This window comes from Bradyrhizobium sp., assembly GCF_019242285.1.
Lineage (GTDB): Bacteria > Pseudomonadota > Alphaproteobacteria > Rhizobiales > Xanthobacteraceae > Bradyrhizobium.
Window position 1 is genome coordinate 1 of record NZ_JAFAVV010000951.1, and the last position, 25,980, is coordinate 25,980.

21 protein-coding genes and 1 tRNA gene are annotated in these 25,980 nt (G+C 62.2%); 14 read left to right on the top strand and 8 right to left on the bottom strand.

Features of this window, described 5'->3' with window-relative positions; all coding sequences use genetic code 11:
* The 7 genes from tssC to JOY90_RS38820 all read left to right on the top strand — a co-directional run.
* A partial coding sequence (gene tssC, locus JOY90_RS38790; protein WP_291696359.1) for a type VI secretion system contractile sheath large subunit occupies positions 1-659 on the top strand: 659 nt, incomplete at its 5' end.
* A 36-nt stretch (positions 660-695) separates the two neighbouring features.
* Entirely contained in the window at positions 696-1,187 is a 492-nt protein-coding gene (locus tag JOY90_RS38795) for a type VI secretion system tube protein Hcp (RefSeq protein ID WP_291696360.1), read from the top strand.
* A gap of 187 nt (positions 1,188-1,374) precedes the next feature.
* Positions 1,375-1,872 (top strand): type VI secretion system baseplate subunit TssE, encoded by a 498-nt coding sequence (tssE, locus tag JOY90_RS38800; protein ID WP_291696377.1) that lies wholly within the window; start codon positions 1,375-1,377, stop codon positions 1,870-1,872.
* A 6-nt stretch (positions 1,873-1,878) separates the two neighbouring features.
* The gene (gene tssF, locus JOY90_RS38805; protein WP_291696361.1) at positions 1,879-3,843 is read left to right on the top strand and encodes a type VI secretion system baseplate subunit TssF; all 1,965 of its coding nucleotides are present in this window, start codon (positions 1,879-1,881) and stop codon (positions 3,841-3,843) included.
* On the top strand, positions 3,840-4,910 hold the full coding sequence (gene tssG / locus JOY90_RS38810; protein ID WP_291696362.1) for a type VI secretion system baseplate subunit TssG: 1,071 nt from the start codon (positions 3,840-3,842) through the stop codon (positions 4,908-4,910). The genes tssF and tssG overlap by 4 nt, the downstream gene beginning before the upstream one ends.
* Positions 4,897-7,536 carry a type VI secretion system ATPase TssH gene (gene tssH / locus JOY90_RS38815; RefSeq protein WP_291696363.1) on the top strand — a complete coding sequence of 880 codons (2,640 nt, stop codon included), beginning with the start codon at positions 4,897-4,899 and terminating at the stop codon, positions 7,534-7,536. The genes tssG and tssH overlap by 14 nt, the downstream gene beginning before the upstream one ends.
* A gap of 285 nt (positions 7,537-7,821) precedes the next feature.
* Positions 7,822-8,409 carry a hypothetical protein gene (locus JOY90_RS38820; protein ID WP_291696364.1) on the top strand — a complete coding sequence of 196 codons (588 nt, stop codon included), beginning with the start codon at positions 7,822-7,824 and terminating at the stop codon, positions 8,407-8,409.
* Positions 8,410-8,581: 172 nt separating this feature from the next.
* Here the strand turns inward: JOY90_RS38820 and JOY90_RS38825 are convergent, their stop codons facing one another.
* The 3 genes from JOY90_RS38825 to JOY90_RS38835 are packed head-to-tail and all read right to left on the bottom strand — an operon-like array spanning position 8,582 to position 12,694.
* Entirely contained in the window at positions 8,582-9,610 is a 1,029-nt protein-coding gene (locus tag JOY90_RS38825) for a HoxN/HupN/NixA family nickel/cobalt transporter (RefSeq protein ID WP_291696365.1), read from the bottom strand.
* Positions 9,611-9,656: 46 nt separating this feature from the next.
* Positions 9,657-10,433: a DUF4198 domain-containing protein gene (locus tag JOY90_RS38830; protein WP_291696366.1), complete on the bottom strand. Its 777-nt coding sequence runs from the start codon at positions 10,431-10,433 to the stop codon at positions 9,657-9,659.
* 20 nt (positions 10,434-10,453) lie between these two features.
* Positions 10,454-12,694, bottom strand: coding sequence for a TonB-dependent receptor (locus tag JOY90_RS38835; RefSeq protein WP_291696367.1), 2,241 nt, complete (start codon positions 12,692-12,694; stop codon positions 10,454-10,456).
* Positions 12,695-13,167: 473 nt separating this feature from the next.
* Between JOY90_RS38835 and JOY90_RS38840 the strand changes: the two genes are divergently transcribed.
* From JOY90_RS38840 to JOY90_RS38850, 3 genes are all read left to right on the top strand, one after another.
* Positions 13,168-13,548: a hypothetical protein gene (locus tag JOY90_RS38840; RefSeq protein ID WP_291696368.1), complete on the top strand. Its 381-nt coding sequence runs from the start codon at positions 13,168-13,170 to the stop codon at positions 13,546-13,548.
* A 53-nt stretch (positions 13,549-13,601) separates the two neighbouring features.
* Positions 13,602-15,794 carry a TonB-dependent receptor gene (locus JOY90_RS38845; RefSeq protein ID WP_291696369.1) on the top strand — a complete coding sequence of 731 codons (2,193 nt, stop codon included), beginning with the start codon at positions 13,602-13,604 and terminating at the stop codon, positions 15,792-15,794.
* 70 nt (positions 15,795-15,864) lie between these two features.
* Positions 15,865-16,266, top strand: coding sequence for a cytochrome c family protein (locus tag JOY90_RS38850; protein ID WP_291696370.1), 402 nt, complete (start codon positions 15,865-15,867; stop codon positions 16,264-16,266).
* Positions 16,267-16,361: 95 nt separating this feature from the next.
* On the opposite strand, the gene JOY90_RS38855 is transcribed toward JOY90_RS38850, so the two are convergent.
* From JOY90_RS38855 to JOY90_RS38870, 4 genes are all read right to left on the bottom strand, one after another.
* Positions 16,362-17,150 carry a DJ-1/PfpI family protein gene (locus JOY90_RS38855; RefSeq protein WP_291696371.1) on the bottom strand — a complete coding sequence of 263 codons (789 nt, stop codon included), beginning with the start codon at positions 17,148-17,150 and terminating at the stop codon, positions 16,362-16,364.
* A gap of 100 nt (positions 17,151-17,250) precedes the next feature.
* Positions 17,251-18,720, bottom strand: coding sequence for a PepSY-associated TM helix domain-containing protein (locus tag JOY90_RS38860; RefSeq protein WP_367277058.1), 1,470 nt, complete (start codon positions 18,718-18,720; stop codon positions 17,251-17,253).
* Positions 18,611-21,037: a TonB-dependent siderophore receptor gene (locus JOY90_RS38865; protein ID WP_291696373.1), complete on the bottom strand. Its 2,427-nt coding sequence runs from the start codon at positions 21,035-21,037 to the stop codon at positions 18,611-18,613. The genes JOY90_RS38860 and JOY90_RS38865 overlap by 110 nt, the downstream gene beginning before the upstream one ends.
* Positions 21,038-21,077: 40 nt before the next feature.
* Complete coding sequence (locus tag JOY90_RS38870) at positions 21,078-21,458, bottom strand: hypothetical protein (protein WP_291696374.1); 381 nt, start codon at positions 21,456-21,458, stop codon at positions 21,078-21,080.
* Positions 21,459-21,912: 454 nt separating this feature from the next.
* Here JOY90_RS38870 and JOY90_RS38875 point away from each other — a divergent pair, with 454 nt between their 5' ends.
* On the top strand, positions 21,913-22,257 hold the full coding sequence (locus JOY90_RS38875; protein ID WP_291696378.1) for a tyrosine-type recombinase/integrase: 345 nt from the start codon (positions 21,913-21,915) through the stop codon (positions 22,255-22,257).
* Here JOY90_RS38875 and JOY90_RS38880 read toward each other — a convergent pair.
* Positions 22,217-22,284 (bottom strand) — tRNA-Glu (locus tag JOY90_RS38880). The two genes, JOY90_RS38875 and JOY90_RS38880, sit on opposite strands and share 41 nt — an antisense overlap.
* 122 nt (positions 22,285-22,406) lie before the next feature.
* On the opposite strand from JOY90_RS38880, the gene JOY90_RS38885 reads away from it, so the two are divergent.
* From JOY90_RS38885 to JOY90_RS38895, 3 genes are all read left to right on the top strand, one after another.
* Positions 22,407-23,792, top strand: coding sequence for a tyrosine-type recombinase/integrase (locus tag JOY90_RS38885; protein WP_291696379.1), 1,386 nt, complete (start codon positions 22,407-22,409; stop codon positions 23,790-23,792).
* Positions 23,793-24,715: 923 nt separating this feature from the next.
* Positions 24,716-24,949: a hypothetical protein gene (locus JOY90_RS38890; protein ID WP_291696375.1), complete on the top strand. Its 234-nt coding sequence runs from the start codon at positions 24,716-24,718 to the stop codon at positions 24,947-24,949.
* On the top strand, positions 24,946-25,980 hold a 1,035-nt coding region (locus JOY90_RS38895), incomplete at its 3' end, for a metallophosphoesterase (RefSeq protein ID WP_291696376.1). The genes JOY90_RS38890 and JOY90_RS38895, both read left to right, overlap by 4 nt.

The following is a 25,980-nucleotide window of genomic DNA, read 5'->3' on the forward strand; positions in this document are numbered from 1 at the left end:
CCAATGCAGCCTACGCGATGGCCACCAATATCACCCGCGCTTTCAAATTGTACGGCTGGTGCACACGAATCCGCGGGATTGAGAGCGGCGGCGCAGTCGAGGGACTGCCAGCCTTCACCTTCCCCACTGACGACGGCGGCGTGGACATGAAATGCCCCACCGAGATCGCCATCAGCGATCGCCGCGAGGCCGAGCTCGCGAAATCGGGCCTGATCCCGCTGATCCACCGCAAGCACACCGACCGCGCCGCCTTCATCGGCGCCCAGTCGCTGTTCAAGCCGAAGGCCTATCAGAACAATCCTGACGCCACGGCGTCGAGCAACCTGTCGTCCCGCCTGCCCTACATGTTCGCCTGCTGCCGCTTCGCGCATTACCTCAAGGTGATGGTACGCGACAAGGTCGGATCCTACTACGAGAAGGAACAGTTGCAGCGCTGGCTGATGAACTGGATCAACGAGTACGTCGACGGCGATCCGGCAAACTCGTCGGAGGGACAAAAGTGCCGCCGGCCGCTCGCTGGCGCGCAGATTTCGATCACGGAGAACGAGGAGAACCCAGGATATTACTCCGCAACGTTCGAGCTGCGGCCTCATTTCCAGCTCGAGGGCATGGACATAGGCCTGCGGCTCGTCTCGCGACTGCCCGTCGCGAAGAACTAGTTTCAATTTGAACCGTCGAACAACGGAGAACTTGAGATGGCCGACATCTATGCGTTTCTCGAGCTTGAAGGGATCAAGGGGGAAGCCCAGGATTCGAACTATACCGATCACATCGAGTTGCAGTCCTTCTCATGGGGCGCCACCAACAACAGCTCCTACAGGCACGGCACCGGCCAGGGCATCGGCAAGGGGCACATTCACGACATTTCCTTCAGCAAGTACATGTGCAAGGCCTCCTCGGAGCTGATGAAGAGGGTTGCCACCGGCGATGCGATCAAGAAGGGAAAGCTCTCGCTGTGCAAGCTTTCCGGGACCAACAAGCTCGCCTACTACACGGTCGATCTGGAGGACGTCGTCCTCACCTCGTACCAGGTCTCCGCCAGCGGCGGCGGGCAGCTCCCGATGGAGTCGGCGACGCTCCACTTCGTCATCGTGAAGCCGAACTACACCAAGCAGGACAACGACGGTTCCGGGCAGGGAAATTTCGGCTTTGGCTGGAACCTGCAGAAGAACGAACTGCTGAGTTGAATTTGACGATCTCATGAAGAAGAGACGAGTGGGTGGATGCGATCCATCTACTCGCTCCGGTTTCGCCGTCATCCGGGAATAGCGGCGTCCTGCGGTTTCCAATGCGACATTTCCGGAGGGCCGGTGCTCCGGGCAAAGCCTTTAGATGCGGAATTCGAACAAGCCATCACGTCTCAGCACACCCTTGATGCATGTGTTCCGCAGCGCCCACGAGGCGAAGGACGCGAGACGGACGATCGACCAGCGCAACGAGGCGGGCGAACGCATCATTGCGAGCCGCAGGCTGCGCCAGGTCATCACCGAGACCGTGCTTCGCCGCGAGGTCGCGCGCGATCTGGACGCACTGTTGAACGCGGTCGCGCTGGAGGCGACGGTCGACATGGATCACGCGCCCCACGTCCGCAAGTCGATCCTGAATTTCGGGCTCCCCGACATTTCCACCCGCACCATCGACGAGAACGCCGTCGACCACATTCCCGACGAGATCCGCACGGCGATCGTCAACTATGAGCCGAGGGTCGCGCCCGACTCGCTGCGCATCGTCCGCGACAAGGAGGTCGACCCCGTCGAGCTCAAGATCCGCTTTCTCATCCGCGGCGAACTGGTGTGTCATCCGCTGCACGTTCCCGTCGAGTTCGTCGCCGACATCGTCGAGTCCGGGAAGATCGTCATCAATCGGCTGTGAACGCGCATGAACCGGGAATTTCTCGACCTCTACAATACCGAGCTTCAGCTGCTCAACGAGCATGCGCGCCAATTCGCCGAGGAATATCCGGGAATCGCCGAACGCCTCGGCGGCCTTCTGGACGACCGCACCGATCCGATGGTCAGCGGACTGCTCGAAGGCGCAGCTTTCCTGGCCGCCAGGGTCCAGCTCAAGCTCAAGCACGAGTTCCCCGAGTTCACCGAGAATCTGCTCGAGCAGCTCGTCCCGCAATATCTCGCGCCCACGCCTTCGATGATGCTGGTCAAGGCCAGCCCCGTTTTCGGCGACCCGGCGCTCCGCGAGGGACGCATGATCGCGCGCGGCTCCTATCTCGATGCCGGCTTTCGCCAGCTCGACCGCCAGCTCGCGTGCCGCTATCGCCTCTGCGGCGACATCACGCTATGGCCGTTCGAGCTCACCGAGGCGGAGTATTTTTCGTCGCCGGCCCCCATGCAGGCGCTCGGCATTTCGGTCGGAGGTGACGTGCTGGCGGGCATGCGAATGACGCTGACGCACCGCTCCACCGCGCGAGCGGAGGACGAGCCGCCCGAAGCCGATGCCCGCAAGAAGCCGGAGCTGATGATCTCCGGCTGCCGGACCTCGCAATTGCCGCTGTATCTCGTCGGCGCAGAGGCCGATGCGGTCGCGCTCTACGAACAGCTGTTCGGCCATTGCCGCGAAGTCCACCTCCGCTACCTCGATCAATTCGGTGATCCGGTCGTCCTGCGCGCGTCGCGCGAATGCCTGCAACAGATCGGCTTCGAGCCGGTTGATGCGCTGTTCCCGACCGATCACCGGGTGTTCGACGGCTACGATTTGCTGCGTGAATATTTCGCCTTCCCGCGCAAGTTTCTCGGTTGCCGGCTCACCGGCCTCGACGAGGTGCTGTCCCGAGTCCATGCGAGAACAGTCGACATCGTCTTTGCCTTCGACGAGTTGAACCCGCGACTTGCAGCCGCGGTCCGGCCGCAGCATCTGGCGCTGTACGCGGCGCCGGCGATCAACCTGTTCGAGAAAACCGTCGACCGCATCCAGCTCAAGGCCAGTCAGCACGAATATCACGTCGTCCCCGACCGCAGCCACTATCTGGACTACGAGCCGCATCGGGTGCTGGAGGTCTATGCCCACTACCCGGGAGGACGGGAGAAGGTCCCGGTGCGGCCGCTGTATTCGGCGTCGTTTCACGATTCGTCGTCCACGTCCGGCCTGCGCTTTTCGATCCGCCGATTGCCGCGACGCCGCACGGTCGAGGAAAAGCGCGGCGGCATCTCCTCGGACTACACCGGCACGGACATGTTCATCTCGGTGAGCGAACTCGGCGGCGCCGACGACCAGGATGCGATCGCCGAGCTCAGCGTGCGTGCGCTGTGCTCGAATCGGCACCTGACCGAGCACCTGCCGATCGGTGTCGGCGGCGCCGATTTCCGGCTGATCGATGATTTATCGCTGGACCTGGTCTGCGTCGCGGGACCCACGCCCCCGCGCGAGCCGGTGGTGAGGCCGTTGCGCAGCCGCAGCGAGACCGCACATACCGGCACGATCACCTGGCGGCTGGTCAACCTGCTGTCGTCCAACCATCTCGGACTGGTCGATCGGGGCGCCGGACGCAACGCCGAGGCGGTAAGAGAAACGCTGTCGATCTTCGCCGAGATGGCCGACAGCGTCACCGAGCGGCGCATCCGCGGCGTGCGCCAGGTCGACAGCCGGCCGATCGTGCGGCGCATCCGCCAGCGCGGCGGCGTCGGCGTCGCGCGCGGCGTCGAGATCACGGTGACGATCGACGACAAGGCGTTCGAAGGCACGGGCGCCTTCCTGCTGGGCGCCGTGCTCGACCGCTTCTTCGCCGAATATTCCGGCTTCAACCACTTCACCCAGACGGCGATCCGCTCCATCGAGCGGGGCGAGATCATGCGATGGCCGCCCCGCATGGGAATGCGCAGGCCGCTATGAGCAGGACCCGCCACATCGCACCGAACCTGCTGCGCGACCTGGAAGCGGAGCCGTGGCGCTTCGACTACTTCACGATGCTGAGGCACCTCGAACGCATCCACGAGGACCAGCCCCGCATCGGCGACAGCGCGACCCTGCGCGACGAGTTCGTCGTTCTCGGGCAGGAGCCCTACATGCAGTTTCCGGCGTCGAACCTGGCGCGCGCCGAAAAGCCGGAAGACAAACCGCTCAGGCTCTACGTCAAGCACATGGGAATGCTGGGCCCGCAGGGCGCGCTGCCGCTGGCCGTGACCGAGGAGTCCTATCATTACGTCCTCGCCAACGACGACGCCTTCCCGCGCTTTCTCGACGTCTTCAACCATCGCTTCATCCAGCTGTTCTTCCGCGCATGGGCCAATTCGCGCCCGATCGCGCAGAACGACCGCCCGAAGCAGGATCGCTTCTTCGCCTATATCGGCTCGGCGATCGGCATCGGCTCGGAGCCCTACCGCAATCTCGACAGCGTCCCGGACGCCGCCAAGCTCTGCTTCGCGGGGCTGCTGGGCAGCCAGGCGAAATCCGCCTCGCGCCTCGCCGGCGCCATCCGCGGTCTGTTCGAGGTGAAGGCCGAGGTCGATGAGTTCGTCGGCACCCGACTCGAACTCGAGCCCACCGAGTGCACGATGCTCGGCAAGGGCCACTGCGGGCTCGGCCAGGACGCGATGCTCGGCCACAGCGTCTTCAGCGTGCAGGACAAGATCCGGATCCGCATCTACGTGCGGAGCCTCGCCCAGTACATGCGATTTCTTCCGAGCGGCGAGCTGTGCGAGCCGCTCGCCGACCTCGTCTATTTCTACAACGGGGATCAGCTCGATTGGGACACCGAGCTTGCCATTCCGTCGGGCGCCGTCGAACCGACCCGGCTCGGCCGATTTGGCCAGCTCGGCTGGACCACCTGGATGGCTCCCGACTGGACGACGGCAGAGGCGTATCGGCGCGACGCCCGCTTCCACCCTGCCGAGCGCATGGCAAGGAAGCGACAAATGCGGCAGGCAGGCAGCAATGGAGGCGGCGATGGCCGACATTAACCTCGAAGCGGTGGCGGGCAAGCTCAACCGCATCGGCTACGAAGCCTTCTTCAAGGCATTGCGCCACGCCAAGGGCGCCGGCAACCGCAATGTCGAGCTCGCGCATTGGCTGTTCCACATCCTGCAGGGCGAACGCACCGACCTCGCGCTGACGGCCGATCATTTCGGGCTCGACCGCAACAAGCTGCTGACGCATATCAACGTCGCCATTACCGGCTTCCGCAAGAACGAAACCGAGATGCCGACCGTGTCCAACACGGTGATGGACCTGCTCGACCGCGGCTGGCACTACGCCACGCTGTTCTTCGGCGAAACGCAGATACGGACCGGGCATGTGCTGGTCGGCGCGATGCAATCGCGCGAGCTCGATCGCGCGTTCAAGAATCTCTCGCCCGAGTTCAACAAGGTCTCGCTCGACGTCCTGACCGGCGACTACCGCAAGATCTGGGCGGCCTCGGAGGAGGAGACGCTGCGACCGATGGACGGTTCGGGCATCGGCGAGACGGCGAGCGCCGCACAATCCGGCGGTGGCGTGAAAGGCACCACGCCGCTCGACCGCTTCTCGCAGGACCTCACCGCAAGGGCAAAGGCCGGCGGGATGGATCCGATCCTCGGCCGCGACGACGAGATCCGCCAGTTGATCGACGTCTTGATGCGCCGCCGGCAGAACAATCCGATCCTGACCGGCGAGGCCGGCGTCGGCAAGACCGCGGTCGTTGAAGGCTTTGCGCAACGGATTGCCGCGGGCGAGGTTCCGCCGCCGCTGAAGGGGGTCCGGCTCTGCGCGCTCGACGTCGGCCTGATGCAGGCCGGCGCGTCGATGAAGGGCGAATTCGAGCAGCGTCTGCGCTCGGTGATCGACGAGGTGCAGAGCGCGCCGAGCCCGATCATCCTGTTCATCGACGAGGCCCACACCCTGATCGGCGCGGGCGGCTCCGCCGGCACCGGCGACGCCGCCAACCTGCTCAAGCCCGCGCTGGCCCGCGGCACCCTGCGCACCATCGCTGCGACCACCTGGGCCGAATATCGCCAGTACATCGAGAAGGATCCGGCGCTGACCCGGCGCTTCCAGCCGATCCAGGTCGACGAGCCCGACGTCGAGAGCTGTCGCGTCATGCTGCGCGGGCTGCTCGCGCCGATGGAGAAGCATCACGGGGTGCGGATTTCCGAGGCCGCGGTCACGGCCGCCGTGAACCTGTCGCACCGCTACATCCCGGCGCGGCAATTGCCGGACAAGGCGGTGAGCCTGCTCGACACCGCCGCGGCGCGCGTGGCGATCAGCCAGAGCGCGACGCCGGCGCTGATCGAGGACGCCCGCGCCGCCATCGCCGCACGCGAGGCGGAGAAGGCCGCGCTCTTGAGCGACGGCGACCTCGGCGGCGGCGATGCCGGCCGCATCGCGGCCATCGACACCGAGACGATGTCGCTGAAGGACGGGCTCGGGGTGCTGGAATCGGAATGGGCCACCGAGCGGGCGCTGGTCGAGGACATCCGCAGCATCAGGGACATATTGGCGGAGCCCAGGCAGGGCGAGGATCAGGCGGCAAGACGCACCGAGTTGCGCAGCAAGTTCGATGCGCTTGAGGCGATCGTCCCCGAGAAGCGCATGATCCATCCCCATGTCGACGAGCAGGCGGTCGCCTCGGTGGTGTCGGACTGGACCGGCATTCCCGTGGGCCGGATGGTGCGCGACGAGATCGAAACCGTCCTCAAGCTGCCCGGAATCCTCAATCGCCGGGTCATCGGACAATCGCATGGTCTCGCGATGATCGCCAAGCGCATCGAGACCAGCCGCGCGCGGCTCGATAACCCGTCGAAGCCGATCGGCGTCTTCATGCTGGCCGGCCCCTCCGGCGTCGGCAAGACCGAGACCGCATTGGCGCTGGCCGAGGCGCTCTATGGTGGCGAGCAGAACGTGATCACCATCAACATGTCGGAATTCCAGGAAGCGCACACCGTCTCCTCGCTCAAGGGCGCTCCTCCCGGCTATGTCGGCTACGGCGAAGGCGGCCGGCTGACGGAAGCGGTGCGGCGGAAGCCCTACAGCGTGATCCTGCTCGACGAGGTCGAAAAGGCCCACCCTGACGTCCATGAGATCTTCTTCCAGGTATTCGACAAGGGCGTCATGGAGGACGGCAACGGCCGGCGGATCGATTTCAAGAACACGCTGATCATCCTGACCACCAATGTCGGCACCGAGCTGATCGTGGAGCTGTCGCGCGAACCGAAATATCGCGACGATCCGGAGGAGCTTTCGTCAAAGCTGCGGGCCGAGCTGCTGCAGGTGTTTCCGCCGGCGCTGCTCGGGCGCATGGTGACCATACCATATTATCCGCTGTCCAATTCCGTGCTCGACGGCATCGTTCGGTTGCAGCTCGGCCGCATCGATCAGCGCATCCGCGACGCGCACGGCGCCGCCTTCATCTACGACGATGCAGTGGTCGATCACATCGTCTCCAAATGCAACGATCCGGACTCCGGCGGCCGCATGATCGACAACGTCATCACCAACACGCTGCTGCCGGCGCTGTCGCGCGAGTTTCTCAAACGGTCACTGGCCAAGGAGAAGATCACGCAGGCGCGCGTGACGATCGAAGGCGGCGATTTCGCCTATGGCTGGAACTGAGCGACCTTGTTACCGCATCGATCGGGATTTCGCGCCCGCGCCGTCGCCGCGGCTGACGCGCTGGGCCGAAACCGATGCCCTGCATGAACCGGCGCACGACCCGAGTGGCCAACGTCGTCCGCACCAATTAGTGCGGCGGCATTGGCGCCACACATATGGCGCAACAAAGCGGAGCAACGCATGCGTTTGAGGCTGATACAGGCAGATTCCCAGATTTCGTGTCAGTGGGCTTCCGCGCCGAAATGAATTTGCCCCGCTCGCTCACTCAAGCTCTCGGAGGATTCCATGGTAGATCCAAAAATTCCGCCCCACGGGCAGTTGTGGGTTGCTGATGACGCCAACGTCCCGCTGCTGGTCGTGTTTGGCGGCAAGCCCGTCGCCCATGTTCGCAGCGGGATCTACATGTGGAACTACATGACCACCGCCCTCAAAGCAAAGTTTCACATCTTCGTTGCGGCTGGCATGAACGTCAAAGGCACCGAGTCCTATCGCATCGTGATGCAGACGCTCAAGGAACACGGCGCCACGCCATCCCGGCAGATCCTTTACCTCTTCTCGGGCGGCTGGCTGCCTGGGATGGATCTGCTGGGCAGCTGCGACCCGGACCTGTTCTCATCGATCTATCTGGTCGACATCTGGATGGGACAGGACGACAAGGGCAGCTTCAGGGTCGCGGATTTCTATAAGGCGCTGGCCGACAAGAACCGGGCGAAGCTCCATTATATCTTTACGAAAGGCGGCGCGGAGAACGCCGAAGCAAGGAACTACATCGCGGACAAGGCCGGGCCACGGGCCATATTTGCCAAGGATGGAGACCACATGGGAACCAACAACATAGCGATTGGCGCTCTCCTGCATGAGTTGACGCCATAACCGACGACGCCACATTCTGTTTTCGATGGGCCTCGGGAGACAAGCTCTACGATGAGCCCGGCTTCGATGACCTTCAAGCCATCCGCGACAAACCGCTTGCACCGATTTTCGGGGGGCTCCGAAAAATGGTCCGGCCGGCGAGCCGCACGCAAAGCAAAATTCCCTCCTTTCACTACGAATCGGCTTTCGGAGCTGTGGCGACACTGACCTCATCCAATTTACCAAGCTTGAAGACCAGCACCGAGATTAGCCATCCGGCAACGAAAATACCGACGATCAGGTAGCCCAGAAACGCGATGCTGTCGTTCGCTTGATCGGCAACGGCCCACAGGCCGCCTTGGAGTCCGAACTTGTCCACCAAAAGTCCGAGTGCTTCCACACCACCGATCAGCACGGCCACGACGATGGACATCAGCGTCATGGTGAGGTTGTAGTACAGCTTCCGGACCGGCCTGATGAAGGCCCACCCGTAGGCATGCACCATCAGGACGCCATCTGTGGTGTCGATCAGAGACATTCCGGCCGTGAACAGAGCGGGAAAAATCAAGATCGACCAGACCGGCAATCCGGCCGAGCCTTGCGCCGCCGAGATCCCGAGCAGTCCGACCTCGCTCGCCGTATCGAAGCCGACGCCGAACAAGAAGCCGAGGGGGTACATGTGCCAGCTTCGGGTGACAATGCCAAACAGCGCGCGCAGAGCACGAGAAAGAAAGCCCCGACCTGAAAGCAGATCGTGGAGCGCCTCGTCAGGGACATGCTCTCCGCGTCTGACGGCCGTGAAGGCGCGATAGACCGAAACCAGGATGGCCATGTTGATGACGGCGATGACGATCAGGAAGGTTGCGGAGACGCTCGTTCCGATCACGCCTCCGATCTGCTTGTACCAGTCGAGCTTGGCTTCCAGCGCTCCCACTGAAAGAGCGATCAGCAACGATGCGATGACGACCACCGTCGAGTGTCCAAGCGCAAAGAAAAACCCCGCCGCGATGGGGCGCTTGCCTTCCTGCATCAACTTCCGAGTGACGTTGTCAATGGCGGCAATGTGGTCCGGATCGACGGCGTGGCGAAGTCCGAAAGTGTAGGCCAGCGACGCGGTCCCAAGCAGTGCCGGCTGATCCCCGAACTGTACGAACGCCCAGATCCAGGCGATCACATTGGCTGCAATGAGGACGACATACAGCGCGACCGTCTTCGCCTTCACGGTGCCGGCCTCATCGTCGAACAGGCGCAGAATCGCTGCCTCCGGATCAGTCGCGGCGGCCGACGGTCTTCCCGCCAGCCGAGAACCATAGAGTGGCCGTGTAGAGGTCGGCGTTCGCTTGATCGGGCGCTGCCGATGGGGACACGCGATGATCGATCACCAGCAGGTGGGGGCCGCCCTGCACGATCGGGATGGTCGCTACGCCGTCGGCATCGGTGTCGAACTTCGGGATGTCGTTTTCTGGAACGGCAGTTTTTCCGTCACCACGCTCGACCTTTCCTCCGGACAAAGGCTGCCCGTGGAATAGCACACGGACCTTCAGGTTTTCGCCCACCTTGACCCCGGCCGGATCGGAGAGGGGCACGAGTTCGATGTCATGTCCCACCACCGTCTGCCAGGGCGCCCCCTCTCCAGTGATCGTCTTCGCGAACTTCGACGACCACAGCGTCTCCGTGGCGTCCGCAACGAGCCTGCGCGTGGCGTTGCGGTAGGTGCCGTCCGGCCGTTTGACCCAATAGCCGTTGTCGTAGCTCGCGGCGAGCAGGATGTGGCCGTCGTCGTCGAACTTCTCGGTTTCGACGACGAAAGTCCCAGCTTCGAGCTTCGGCTCCAGCCCTTTCAGCAGCGATTTCTTGCCGTCCGACTTGATCGCAACCAGGCTCAGAACCTTATCGGCGAATGGCGGAGGTCGATCGTCCGGGTGGCCGTAATTGATGACGGCACGGCGATTGTCCGCATCTCCCGCCAGAGTGAGCCAGATGTCGTGGCCGGCCGCCGCGTTCGCATGCAGAGCAAGTCCTGCCGTGGTGGCGAGGGCCGCCAAGGCCCGGAAGTGTCGTTTTGTCATTTCGTGAACAACGTTGGGTTTGGAGCCGGCGAAATTCCGGCGGTCTGGAAACGGTAGGACAAGCCGGCCATGACCACCAGGGTCGGCTGCGCGCTGACGAAGATGTCGGCAGGTGTCGCCGTCACCGGATCTGCGAAATTGACCGCTATTTCACTCAGCCGATCACCTGGATACCAGGTGGCCTGGCTGAAGACCGTCCAGCCCTCCGGCCACGAATAGGCGAGCTTTCCGGTGACGCGCGAGAACGGGGAGGTGGTGATTGCCCCGTCCTCGGTGAGCCGCTTCTTCCCGATGAAGGTCACGTAGGCCGTGCCCGAGAGCCGCTCCGCGTTGCGGGTGGCGACACTGAAATCGACGCCGACATTCGCGACATAGTCGGGTACGTTCGGGACGAAGAAGGCGAATGCAGAGTCCAGCACCCGTGCACGGACGCCGCCGAAGTTGGCGAATGCCGACACGGCATTCTGCGGATCATTGATCAGATAGTAGCGCGCGTCGATGTCGTAGCCATCGCGTCGGGCCTTTCCCAGGAAAGTGACCGGCAGGCCCGGCGCAGCCTGGAAGGCCTCGTTGGCGGAATCGGTTGTCCAGTAGGAAGCGAGGAACTTGAACCGATCGAACGTGAACTGGAAGCCGCCTTCCGTGCTGACGATCTCGAAGGGCTGAAGCCCTGGATTGCCGATCAATTCCAGCGGCACGTCGATGCTCCGGAAACCTTGACCGTAGTTGGCAAAGAACTCAAGCCATTTCACCGGCGTGATCGCGACTCCCACCTTCGGGCTCGCAATGCCATTCGAAATGTTTGGCGTCCCGCCAGGCGTGATGCGATCGTCGATATCGTAGATGAACTGGTCGAAGCGTGCGCCCGCTGTGAGCTTCAGCCAAGACGTTGGCTTGATCTGTATCTGCCCGAAGCCAGCCAGGTTGGTCTCGGTCAGACCCAGATTGACCACGGGCGCGCCCGTCACTGCCCTGGCGGTGGTCGGCGCCTGGAAAGCGTTGATGAAATCGGTGCGCCAATTGCTGCCCAGGAGGACCTGGACTCCGATGTCGTCGCCGACGGCTCCCGTCCATGTCTTGCTCACGCGGCCGCCCACCATGGTGCGATCGTCGTGTTGCCAGCGCTGGCCGCCGCCGAAATCGGCGTAGCGGTTGAAGTAGTCGTGGCTGACGAACATCGTGCCGTTCAACTCCTGGCCGGCCGCTCCGGAGGAGTAGTTTGCGACGAAATTCTCCAATTGCTTGTTGCCGCCGTCCGTCGGGTTGGTCGCGGAGCGTTCCGAGATCTGGCCCGCCTCAATGGCTTGGCGGTTCGCATAGCCCGGCGCACCGAAGTCGGTCCCGTAAGCCTGCGCGCGAAAGGAAACCGTTGCCCCATCGGGAAGCGTCGTCGTCACTTTGTTGAACGAGTTGTAGCGATCGATGAAACTGTTATCGCGGTAGCCGTCGGTGTGATAGCCCTCGAAGGCCAGGTACGGAAGCCACGCCCCCTGCGTCGTGCTGTAGGTGCCGACGCCGCGGATCGTACCTTGTGTGCCACCCGAAACGCCCGCCGTGGCGAACGGCTCGGTGTCTTTGGTCGTGATCTTGACCGATCCGCCCAGGTTGGAATCGCCATATTCAACCGAGAACGGCCCGCGGACGATCTCGATGCTCTTCACCGTTTCGGGCAGCAGGATGTTGAGGTCGGCGTAGTTGGGAGTGTGCAGCGATGAAATCTCGTTCACGGGCACGCCGTCGATGTAGTACGCGATGTCGCGTCCGTGCTCGGCTTCCGTGTAGCCGCGCAGCGACAGGCCGTACCCGATCGCGCCCTGTCCGAAGTTCGAAACGTTGAACCCAGGCAAGGATCGGAAGAGATCGCCATAGGTGGTGACGGGGAGGCGGCTGATCGCCGGCGCATCGATCACCGTGACGGCGGCGGGCAGCGCGGTTACAGCCGACGACAGTTCTCCTCGGCCAGGCGCACCGGTCGGTGCAAGACCTGCGCCTCCTGGCGCGCCACCGGGAGCCGGCGCCGATCCAGGCTGCCGCGGACGATTTGTGGCGGCCCGTCTTCGTGACTGGTCCGGAGCCGATCGTTGAGCTTGCTTCTTTCGGGCGGTATCGGGTGCAGTCACCGTAACGGCCGGGATCGAGACACCGCTTCCCGAGCTTTGAGCTTCACCCTGTGAAGAAAACGAACCGACCGATACGGCCGTCGTCAGAAAAAACAGACGCCAGTGCGTGCTACTCAACTTCGTTGTCCCCCCTGCGAGAACTGCAGACAGCTTGGAAAGCGGCAGTTCAGCGACCCTGCTGGGAACTTTATTGGCGCTTGTATGACATTTCAACAGAAACATCATACCTTAGTTTAGCCATCGATTAGCCGCCGAGTGGGCGGCCGTCGTGCTTGCGACCGGATCGACCGCCGGCACCAGGTTCTGGCGGATCACGTTAGGCGGATGGCCGATGCGTTGAATGCGGCCAGGCCTTCAAGGCCGACCCAGACCAGGACAACGCCGCCGTCCGATATACATCGGGCCGTTTTTACGCGGCCAAGAGCCAGCGCGGACATTCAACGGTCAGTGCGGCACGCTGACGCAGGCTCTGGGCTCGAAACGCACGGTTTTGAACCTGCACGCTCCATAACACGAAGGCTCAATCTAATCTGTTGATCCGTGCGTTGACTGGCGGTGGCCGTGTGCTAGGCGTGAGCCGGGGGTTTTCGATGATGGGGCGTGTTTCAAAGCGACGGATTGGACTAGGGGCGGCTTTCATTGCCGCCTATGCGCTCGTTTTCAACGTCATCCTCACAAGCATCCTGTTTGCCAGCTCTCCGGCGATGGCCAGCGAAGCTGCTCACGAACTCTGCCTCGCCCAAATGGGCGGGAGCTCAGTGCCGGCAGACGCAGACAAGAATGGCCACAAGATCGCCATTCACTGCCCGTTGTGCGCAAGTCATCATGTTGCCAACGGAACGCCTCCTGAATCGACGGACGTTGTCGGCGCGCTGTTTCACCGCCACGCCGAGGTCGTGTACGCATTCAAGAAGCGTCGCCTTGAGCGCCCCGATCCTTCGACCACCTGTCTCGCGGACCCCCTGGCCTGATCTGACCACACGTCCCACGGCGTCACGTTCGTCAATCAGTCAAGGAGTCCGTCATGTCATCCGCTTTCAGGCGGCTGAGCAGCTGTCTGCTGGCCGCGACCGCATGCGCGCTTGTTTCTCAAGCACGCGCACAGTCCAATTCGGTAAGCTTGCCGCCTGTCACCGTCGACGCGCCAAAGCAGAGGCCCCGCGCTGCCGAGCATCAGCGGGACACCGCATCTCACACGACCGTGGTAACACGGCCTGCAGGGGGCCCGGTGCCATCGCCCACGAGAACGACAACGTCTGGATCAAATACCGGAGCCGGCGGTGGCAGCCTGACGGTGCCAAACACGGCGCAGGCCACCGCCGACATCCAGCGCACGCCCGGTGGCGTCGAGGTTGTCCCTGACACTGCCTTCAAGGACGGCCCCGCAAACACGGTCAAGGATGTCCTGGGCTGGGTTCCGGGCGTGCTGATCCAGACCCGGTGGGGACCGGACGGCCGGCTGTCGATACGCGGCTCCGGCCTGTCGCGGAGCTTCGGCAATCGCGGCATCAATCCATTCATGGACGGCATTCCGATCAGCACCGCCGACGGCCTGTTCGATCTGTTCGAGATCGATCCGACGGCGTATCGTTATGTCGAGGTGTACAAGGGCGCCAATGCGCTTCGCTACGGGGCCAACTCACTCGGTGGCGCCATCAATTTCGTCATGCCAACCGGCCGCGATGCTTCGCCCTTCGAGGTGCGATTCGATGCAGGCAGCTTCGGTTACCTCAAGACGCAGACAAGCTCGGGCGGCGCCTATGGACCTGCCGATTATTTCATCACTACCTCGGCACAGCGCGAGGACGGGTATCGCGAGCACAGCAAAACGGACTCGGAACGCCTCAACGCGAATTTCGGCTATCAGTTCTCGCCTGACGCCGAGACGCGCTTCTACCTGAACGCGGACCGGTGGCGCGCGGAGATACCCGGCGAGGTGACCAAGGCCGCCGCATTGACCACGCCGCAGGCCGCCAATCCCGGGTTTGTGCAACTCAACGAGCAGCGCAACATCGACTCGGTGCGGCTCGCCAACAAGACCACGCTGCGTTTCGACGAGACGACGGTGGACCTGGGTATCTTCGGTCTCGATCGCCACGTCGATCATCCGATCTTCCAGTACCTCGACTTCACGGCTCACGACTATGGTGGGTTCGTGCGTGCCACCGATGACCGTTTTGTCGCGGGCTTCCGCAATCGGTTGATCACGGGCGTCAACGTTCAGAACGGCACCATCGATATCAATCAGTACGTGAATCTGCCTGGAGCGGTGAAGGGGCCGCTGACGTCATCATACCTGTGGAATTCGGAGAACATATCCGCCTATGCGGAGAACTCGTTCTATGTTGTACCGAAGGTCGCACTCATTGCCGGCGGGCAATTCCTTCACGCGACCCGCGATCAGCAGGATCGTTTCCTGGCGGATGGCAATCAGTCGGGGCGGCGAACGTGGGACCTCTTCAGCCCGAAGCTTGGCGCGCTTTGGGACATCGATCCCACATGGCAGGTGTTCGGCAACATCTCGCGCAACGCCGAGGTGCCGACCTTCGATGTGAATACATTCTCGTCGCCGGCCAACTCGAACGTCGATGCCCAGACCGGGACCACGTATGAGGCCGGCACGCGCGGCCGCAAACCCGACCTCACATGGGACATCTCGGTTTATCATACAGATCTTAGAAACGAACTGCAGTGTCTGACCACGTCGCCCTTCAGTCCCTGCACCGTCGTGAATGCGGACCGGACAGTCCATCAGGGCATCGAAGCCGGACTTGGCGTCGCGTTCGTTAAATCGGTTTTCCTGCAAGAGGACCGGTTCTGGTTCAACCTCGTCTATACGTATAGCGACTTTCACTTTGACCACGATGCGACCTGGGGCAACAATCGGCTGCCTGGCGCACCGCCGCATTCTCTTCGCGCCGAGGTGCTCTACAAAAACCAGAACGGTTTCTATGCGGGACCCAACGTCGAATGGATGCCGCAAGCCTTTTTCGCCGACAACGCCAATACCCTCACGGTCGACCCATACGCACTGTTGAACTTCAAGATCGGCTACGACAGGGGCGGCGGCTGGTCGGGTTACATCGAGGGACGCAATCTTCTCGACACCCGATATATTTCGAGCACGGTGACCGTTGGACGGGCTGATCCTACTATGCAGCTCTTCAATCCGGGTACCGGGCGGTCTATCTACGGCGGCGTGCGTTATCGAATGTAGTCGCTGGCCGGGAATAATCGGACGATCTTTCCAGTCCTCTCTTCTGCTTGGCTGAAGGCAGGAGAAAGACGTGGAAGCATTGAAATTTGCCGTCCAATGTCGAGGCGGATTGCCCGCGGCTTGGGTGGCAGCGCTAGCGGCGATCGCTTTGGCCAATTCTCCTGCGCACGCTGCGGGCGACGCGGGACGAGGTCAGGTGCTCTATCAAGGCTGTCAGGACTGCCATTCGATCGAGAAGAACGACGTCGGCCCGATGCATAAGGGGGTCGTTGGGCGCGTCGCCGGAACAGCGCCCGGCTACAACTATTCGCCGGCGCTGCGGAATGCGAAGATCACGTGGACCGAACAAAATCTCGACAAGTGGCTGACCGACCCGCAGTCCTTCATCCCCGGCACGAAAATGTTCTATGAGGTGCAGGACCCCCGGGACCGCGCGGACATCATCGCCTTCTTGAAGGAACGCGCGCATTGACCCGTTCGAACGAGGTGCGCCAGCAACGGCGAGCCGTCAGGCGCGTCTTGAGGACTCCTTTTAGTGCTTGCGCGACAAGAACCGGCAATTCGATGTCAGATTCCGAGCCGCCCTCCAGCCGCCCGCGCGGCTTGCTCGGCCTCGCGTATCAGCGCTCCCCGGCGATGCCGAATATCTTCGGTCAGCGCTGCACCGGCCTGGTCCGGCGTGCCGGCCGCGAAGGGCGGCCTTGGGTCATATTCGAGCAGAAGCTGGATGCGCTTGGCGGCGTCCTCGCCGCGCAGCTTTGCCGCAAGGGTCAGGCCGAAGTCGATTCCCGCGGTGACGCCGCCAGCCGTGATCCGATTGCGATCTTCGACGACGCGCTCCTTCAGGGTCGTCGCCCCCATCAGCGGCAGGAGATCACGCACATACCAGTGCGAGGTTGCGTTGTAGCCCTTCAATAGTCCGGCGGCGCCGAGCAGCAGGGATCCCGTGCAGACGCTGGTGACGTAATGCGCCTGATTGCCGGCGGACTTCAGAAAGTCGATCGTGGCCTGATCCTTCATCGCCTCGATCGTTCCCCTGAGGCCGCCGGGCACGAACAACACGTCGAGGGCTGATGATGCCCTATCGAAGGTGGCGGTCGGGGTAACGGTTAGACCGACGTCGGTCGATACCGGCTCCGGCGTCTGTGCGATCAGCCTGACGTCGGTCTGCAGGATGTTGAACGCGGTCAACGGACCAACCAGGTCGAGCAGGATCATGTCGGAATAGATCAGCATGCCGATCACAGGCTTCGCCGGACCGGTGCCGGCGGCGGTCTGCTGGGCATTCACCGTCGGAGCCAACAGGCCGGCCAGCGATCCCATCATGAGCGTTGCATTGAACTGCCGTCGGTCCATTTGTTCCTCCGTGCCTTCGACCCTACGACGAACGGCTACATCTTCGTGCCGAAGTGGTCGTGCCTCTTCACGTCGTATTTCCTCCTCAAAAATCGACCGCTTAAGCCGGGCGCCATCGCCTCGGCCGCTTCAAACCCCATTCGACGGCGGCGACCGCAAGCACCGAGAGGCCGAAGATAGGTAGCAACAACCCCATCAGGCATAGCGGAACCGTCATCCCAACCGACCACGGCACCTCGCGCGCCGGCGGAAGGCCGAGTTTTCCCTTCGGGCGCCTGATCCACCATGATAGCAGCCCCGTGGCAGTCAACCATATCAGCGAAATCGCGAGCAGCGTGTTGAGCCAGACGTTCCACAGGCCGAAATCACCTTGATGAATGTGGATGCCGACCGCCACCACGCGCGGGATGACCGGGAGATCCTCGTTGCGGAAAGTGCGGTCGATATGTCCGGTTGCCGGATCGGCGTGGATAATGCGGTCCTCGCGCAGCGACGAGGTCCGGTTGGCCACGAATAGCGGTGCGCCGTGCCAGGGGGACATCTGAACCGTGATCGTCCCGGTCACACCTTGCTGGCGTGCCGCCTGCACGACCGCATCGATCGATGTACCCGCGGCCATGATTTGCGCGGACGATGCGCCGCCGGCCGAGAAGCCCGCGGGACTCTCCTGGTTCAGCACATGCTGGATGCGAGACAGCAGTTCGCCGCCCCAGAACGCGGTCCAAGGCAAGGCGCTGACGAGGAAGAACAGGAAGACCGTCGAGAAAATCACGGCCACCGTCGCATGCAGGTCGCGCAGCATTGCGCGCGGCCCGGCCTTGAGCCGCGGCAGCAGCGATTGCGAGATGCTCCGGCCGCGTGGCCACCACAGATATAGCCCGGTCACGATCATCATGATCGCCCAGCAGTTGCCCAGTTCGAGCAGCCAGTTGCCGGGTCTGCCCAGCGGCCATCCCGCGTGCAGGGCGCGGGTGATGCCTGGCAGCCATTGTCCTGAATTCAACCTCCCGAGCACGTCGCCGGTGTGCGGATCGACGAAGATGGGATAGGGCAGGCCATCCGGCCCTTGCAGGATGACCTCGGTGCTGCGATGCAGATCATCCGACAGCACGATCTGCTGTACGGCTTGCGCGACGTTACTGGTTGATCCCTCTGCATGATGGTCGTGGCCGCCATGGGATGGGTCCGGGGTGCTCGGGGCCATCGTCGGACCGATCGCGGCGAAAGCCGCGGCGATCTGCGCGCTCGGCGGCACCGTGGCATCAGCGGTCGGCACGAAGCGCAGGTCCGGATGCGAGACGTCCATCCACCACTCCGACCATAGATACAGCGTGCCCGTCGTGCTCTGCCAAAGTACGAATGGGATCACGATCAGTGCCGCCAGGAAGTGCCAGCGCCAGAAGGCACCATAGAGGCGGCCTCTTTCAGGAGTCATCGGCATCAGCGTTTCCGGTTCCCTCTCACAACTCGCCGCGGATCGAGGCGAGGAAAGTCCGCGGTACGCCGGGAAAGACATCCAGGCGTGACGAGGAGTTCTGATAGTAGACCGTATCGAACACGTTCTTGACATTGAGCTGCAATGTCACGCGCCTGAACATGGTCTCCGGCGGCGGCTTGAACTGATATTGGATCATCGCGTCGACCCTGGCGTAGGCCGGCAGGATGAAGCTGTTCTCGTTGTCGCCCTGGCGATCGCCGACGGCGACGACGCCGGCGCCGAGGCTCAGGCCGCGCCAGCGGCCGTCGGCGTCGTACTTCGCCCATATCGCTCCGGAGTTATAAGGCACGTCCTGCAGCCGGTTGCCGCTCTCGTCCACCACATTGGCCGGCGGGAACAGCGTGCCGTTGACGATGTCCTGCACGCTCGGTCCCTGGCCCTTGACAATGCGGGCGTCGTCATAGGCGTAGCTCGCGATGATGCTCCAATGGTCGTTGATACGGCCGGTGACGTCCAATTCCACGCCCTTGCTTTCGACCTGGCCGACCGGGGTCGAGAACGGTGTGCCGCCGAGCGCCGAAACCACATTGTTCTTGACGATGTCGTAGAGTGCGAGCGTCGCGGTCAGTCGTTTGTCGAGCAGCTCCGCCTTGATGCCCACCTCCTTTTGCGTTGCCTCTTCCGGCGGGAACAAGGGCTGGCCCGGCACCGGAAGCGCGTTGGTGACCCCGAAGGACTTGGTGTAATTGCCGTAGAACGAGAGCCAGGGGAGCGGCTGGACCGATGCGCCAAAGCGCGGGCTGAAGGCCTGGTCATGCGCCTGCAGGAAGCCGATCCCGGTCGCGGGATCATAGGGCCCCAACGCCTCGGCGTCCGAGTTCGGGCTGAAACCGGTTCCGTAGCTCGCCCAGTCATACCTGCCGCCGAACAGCAGGTGAATTCGATCCTGCGCGAACGAGACCACGTCCTGACCATAGACGCCCGTCCACTGCTCGCGCAGCGGCAGGAAGTTGTTGGCCGGAAGCGGTGTGTATACCTCGTTGTAGGTTGGCGCGAAAATGTTGATCGGCCCGATGCTCGGATTGGTGCCGAAGAACGCCTCGATGTTCTTGTCCAGGTTGAAGTAGTCCGTTCCGAACAGGACGGCGTTGCTGAACGGGCCGAGATTGAACCTGCCCTTGATGTCGAGGTTGCTTGCAACCGTCTGGGTATGGACCTGTGCGTCCCAGACCTGGCGGGCCAGATCGCCGGTCGCTTCATCGAATGAAAGCGCGGTGTTGAGGAATTGACGATAGTCCTGGTTGTTGAACGCGAAGCGGTTGGTGATGCTCCAGTCGTTGTTGATGTCATAGGTCCAGTCGTAGCCGATGAGCTCGCGCTCCTGGCGATTGGGGTTGTTGGCCGTCAGTGCGGGCGCCTGCAAATAGCGACTCACCGGAATGTCCGCCGGCCGCGTGCCGACCGCCGGGATGCCCATCGAATTATCGACGAAACTCGATTTCTGGTATTCGACGTCGACGTTGAAGCGAAACTGATTGGTCGGATGCCAGGTGATGGTCGGGGCAACGAAGAAGTTGTTGCTGTTGACGAAGTCGGTGAAGGAACCGGCCTTGGTATAATCGAGGTTGACCCGGTAGAGCCAGGTCTTGTCCTGCGTGAGCGGCCCGGTCGAATCGATCGTCGTTCGCGACAGACCCCAGGAGCCGAATTGCTCCTGGATCGACGCATAGGGAACGTCGAGCGGGCGCTTGGGAACGAGGTTGATGATGCCGCCCGGCTCCAATCGTCCGAACAGCATCGCCGCCGGCCCCTTGAGCACCTCGATCGACTGCAGGTTGGCGGTCTCGATGCCCGTGATCTCGAACAGCCGCAAATCGTTGCGGTAGATGTTGGTGTTGTCGAAGCCGCGGACGTTGAACCCGTCATAGAAGTTGCTGCTGGAGGGCGTTATGCTCGGCGGCTGCACGCTGCTGACATAGCCGACGACCGCATCGCGCACCGAAATGTCCTGGTGATCATCCATAACCTGGCGCGGCACGACCTGGACGTTGACCGGCGCCTGCAACAGCGGCGTGTTGTCCTTGGTCGCGGCGACCGGTGCACCGAAATCGGCCGTATAGCCGGTGAAGCGGCCACCCAGCCCAGCGCCGGTCTGGCTGCTGCCGAGCTCGGTCGCCGGCCGGTTTTCCCGGATCGGCGGCGCAGCTGCGGCCCGGGCCGGCGCCTGGACGGGGCGTCGGGTCTCCCGCGCTGGCCTGGGCTTTCTTGGAGCCGGTGGATTGACCTCCACTGGCGGCAGTTGGGTCTGATTGCCGACTTGGCCATCGTCCGCTGCGGCCAGGACCGAAGGACTGGCCGGCAGGGTTTGAGAGACAGCCTGCGCGAAGGCCGCAATCGGCATCGCTGCAACGGATGCAGCCGCGCACAGCGCGGGCATGAAGCGAGACATGATTCTACTCCGAGGGACACCAACCAAAATGCAGATCGGGTCAGGCCGACAGCGGAGGTCCTTGCGAGCAGCGCGGCTCGTGGCGTTCGAGCGCCGAGTGATTTACCGGTGCCAGCGAGAGTATCGCTGCGATGGGGGACGGCCGGACCGTTAGGCTTGCCACCGCGCTGGAGAGCATCGGCGTGCCCGCTGCAAAGGCACAGATCGGGCACGCCTGGTGATGATCATCCGGCTGGACGGGGGTATTCCGATCATCCGCCGGGATGATCGTCATCAGGCTATGACAGGTGGGCCGCTGGTCGTCCGCGGCGAACACCATCTGGGTCGACATCGCGGCGGACAGAACGAGCTGAATCGCAAGAACGTAGGCGATGGTGGCACCCACCACTCCACTCAGCCAAGATTTTGCCTTGACGTTCAATACCGACCTCGCTGGGGTGACTGAGTAGCATCTTCGAGTTGCCACATGCCAGTGTAGATTCGACACATTCCACACCCCTCGCTACGGCTGATAGGTCGGAACGCGGCCGCAGCTGATGTTTCGCTTGCGGCCAATACTTTTGACGCGATGGTGCGCGATGGACGAAACCCCGGATTTTGACCACCGGCCGCAAAGCTTGGGGCGTCCGATTGCTGGATCAAGCTATCGATGAGCTACCGCTGGATGGCGACGAAGACGCCAACAGCAAACGTCATGGCTGGGATGATTGGGGATGCGTCGGATCCACGCGGCGCAAAACGGGCGTTCCAGTCGTCGTCCAAAAAGCACTCTCCCTCCGCGCTGCCCTCCCGGCTCTTACTCGGAAGCACGTCTGCATCTTGACCACTGAATTGAATGGGGCAAGCCGTTCACGGTTGATGGATTTAGTGGATGGATGCGCGATGCGACGACCGAGGCTGGGCTTCCGCTCGACTGCCGTCCGCATGGCCTTCGCAAGAGCTTCGGAAGGCTCCTCGCCGATGCCGGCGCAAGCGCTCACGACATCATGGCAGCGCTAGACCATCTCACCCTAATGGAAGCTGAACGCTACACGCGCGAGGCCGATCGTCGCCGTGGCGGTCGTCGCGCAATCGTGAAACTTGAAGATCACAAGGCGAACAGAATTGCCCAAACCTCTTCTAGCAGTTTGGGGAAATCGCCAAAAACCGAAAGGAAATCAAAAGTGAGAAGCAAGCGGCTGGCGCTCCCTAGGGGAATCGAACCCCTGTTTCAGCCTTGAGAGGGCTTGAATTTCTTACCTCAACAATTCACATTCGTTCGCCACAATTCAATATTATCAATTACTTAGCTATCGAGCGTTCGCCATTGTTCGGCATTGTACGCCGATGCTTATTCGACGGATATTCGACGACTCCTTGGTTGCGCAGCATGACGAAGACGCTCACAGAAGCTCAGGTTACAACCGCCAAGGCCCGCTCCAGGCTGGAGTTTGGCGAACATTGGCGACGCCTCGACGCTGAGGCGCACCTTGGCTATCGCAAGGGCAAGCGGAGCGGCGTTTGGTTCGTGCGGTGGCGCAATCACCACGGCGGGGCAAACTACAAGCAGGCGTCGATCGGCGTCGCCAACGATACCAACGACAAACTTGCCGAAGGAACGTTGACTTTCGAGCAAGCGCTCACACAGGCGCGGGAGCACGTCACCCGGTCCAGAACAGAAGCGGCGGCGCGCGCTGCCGGACCAGCACCCACCGTGCAGACGGCCGTTCAGGCATATATCAAGGAGCGCAATGCCCGCGATAGCCGAAGAGCTGGTCGCGAGGTTCGATCCGATGCTGGCCACCGCCTGCGGCGCTATGTTCTGGGTCAAGAAAAGCGCGGTGGCCAGAAAGCAGTTGAGGTCGCTTCTCTCGCCGCGGTCGACCTGCACGCATTGCAGGAGGATGACCTTTTGACGTGGCGAGAGGAACTACCTGTAGAGTTGAAATCCACAACAAAGCAGCGGCTCATAAACGACCTGAAGGCCGCGCTGAATGCAGCATGGGCGCGCCTTTCGGCAAAACAAAAGAAGCTGAACCCGACATTCCTTTCAATCGTGAAAGACGGGTTCAAGGCTGAGCGCATCGATGATGATGGTGAAATATCTGTCGCCCGAGATAACCAGATCCTCTCAGATGAGCAGGTCGGCAACCTCCTTCGAGCAGCTCGTGAGATCGACGATGAGCAGGGGTTTGACGGTGACCTATATCGCATTGTCGTAGGTCTAGCGGCCACCGGCGCGCGGTTTGCGCAGGTAAGACGGATGCGCGTCAGTGATGCCCAGCGGAAAGAGCAGCGCTTGATGGTGCCAGGATCTTACAAAGGGCGTGGCGGCAACGGTGGCTCCGTCCCAGTTCCAGTGGGCGAAGATATAATCGAAGTCCTACTGCCGGCAATTTCAGATCGCCCGATGGAGGCGCCGTTGTTCGAACGGTGGAGCTACGAACAGGAGCCCGGTAGCATCGTTTGGAAAAAATCAAAGCGCGGACCGTGGAAAACAGCAGAACTCACGCGCCCGTGGAATGCCCTTCGCGAACGCGCAGGGCTCCCGGAAGCCATTCCTTACGCGTTGCGACATTCTAGCATCGTCCGCGGCTTGCGAAATGGACTCCCTATTCAGCACGTTGCCAAGCTGCACAACACCTCGGTTAAAATGATCGAGCGCCACTACGCGAAATACATTTCAACAGCTTTGGAAGATCTCGCTCGTGCGGCAGTTGTACCGCTTGTCCCGCGAAGCCGCGAACTTACCCGCGGTCAGTTGAGGCCGTATTGACGCCAACCAGAGCCAACAAAGATTGCACGACGATCAGCCGACGACGACCGACGGTCGTAGTGGTAACTCGACCACTCCCGATTAACTCATAAATCTTGGTCCGCCCGAGACCTGTAGCTTCACAGGCTTGCGCGATCGTACAGGTCAACCGCTGTGCAAACGGGAGAAGATATTGATGGCTGGGCATGCGATTATTTGCAGCCGCCACATGTTCAATTTGCGCAGCTCTTTCGAGCTCTGAATTACGCCGTATCACGGTAGCGCCTCCTTCAAGGAAGGCCCCCACCCTCAGGCGCGCCGCTTTCCACGTCAACGGAAGCAAAAGAGCAAGATATCGAGCCTCAGCGAATGCCTGAAGGCCTCCGAATACGTTAGGATACAAAGGGCACGGTGCAATTTTTTTGCTTAACGGGGTCGACGCGCACGTTCTTGCGAAGGTCGACACTCTTGGCGGACTGTCGTCCACCGGCGCATCGCCGGGCGCGCTCGCAATTGCGCAACTCATCAAAAAAACTATGCAAGAAACTGGGGCGGCAAAGGCTCAGGCCGAGCGTCTAATAGAACAAGCCGCCAGGAAGGATGCTGAGGCGGCCGCGCAACAAGAGCATCAGGCTTTGCTGGGGTTGATTGGCGCGGTGAGCGGCTTAGGAAGCAGTATTGCGGGCGGCGCGGGTAGCAGCTGCAGGCGCCCAACCGCTCCCTCAGATTCTCCGCCCCTTCTGGTGCCTCGAGTGATGCGTTTCGGCGCCCCCGGTGGGACCACCCAAGTCGCCCGATAGTCAACCCAACTCTATCCCGATCAGTCCGCCGCATTGAGACGTCGGCTCGCCTGGACGCTCGCACTTCAGCACGCGCAGCTTGCAATCTGCGCGAGAATTCGAGTATCATATAGACTTTCACTGGAAGGTTTGCGGGAGAATGCCGTGAACGTCCAGATTAACCCGGGACCGGAACCGCAGTACGGTGCGCCCGCCGTCCGCAGGGCAACCGGCCACGCTCGCGCGATAGCTGCGAGCGTCGCTTTGGTTCTTTCGTTTCTGATTACCGCGTTATCCTCGGCCTGGGCGGATATCAAAATTGGCATTATCGGGGACCAGACCGGGGCCGTCGATCTCAACAAAGCCTACGGTGTGCTGCAACAAGGCGTCATGCGATGAACCGCGAGCACCCCGACGTGGTGCTGCATGCCGGCGATCTCGTCGAAAGCCTGCAGACTCCAGACCAGATCACGGCGCGCTTTAATCAGGCTACCGCAATCCTCAGCGGGCTTGTGTCACCGTGGTACCTAACCGCCGGCGATCATGACGTCAGCCCGCCGAACTTCGTTCAAAATTCACCCGACCACTCGCGCGAGCTTCTGTTCCAGGCATTGTACGCGAAGCTCAATCCGCTCGTTCACCAGCGCCTCTATTACAGCTTCGACGTCAACGGCTACCATTTCGTCGTGCTCTATTCGACTGAGGCGCTCGACAGCGATCCGCGCTGGGGCAACATATTTTACGCCGGCATCTCCAACGCGCAGTACGAATGGCTCGCGGCCGACCTCGCGGCGCATGCGGCGACGCGCGGCGTGTTTGTGCTGCTGCATCAGCCGCTGTGGTACATGTGGTCCACATGGGACCGAGTGCACCAACTGCTCGCACGCTATCCCACAAAAGCGGTGATCGCCGGGCACTTCCACTACAATCAGGCCGACTCGCGCATCGACAACATCGCCTACCGTGTGGTCGGCGCGACTGGCGGCGATACCAAGCAGGGCAGCGCCAACGCCGGCGACCTCCAGCATGTGACGATGCTCACAGCCAAGGACGACGGCAGCCTGGATTTCCGCATCGTTCCGCTGGCGCCCTACGCGCAGATCGCGTGGACCAGCCGGGAGATCATGGACCGCGTCCAGGCGCAGGATGTCCTGCTTGGTAACATCTGCTATTTTTCCGCGGAGAACCACGTCTTCCTCAAAAATGGCGCGCTGGTCGCTGCATGCGACAAGCCCGATCCGGCGACGCTTCAGCTCAGTCATCTCGGCAATGCCGATACCGTCCCGGTCGATGTTGATATCGCGTTCGACGCGCCGAACGTCACGGTCACCGGCACGTTCGGGCCGGGCCTCTGCGCCCAAGTGTCCGGTCCGCTGAGCTGCCGGCTCAATCCGTCCGCCGCCGTGGCCACGTCGAACAACTCAGTTGTC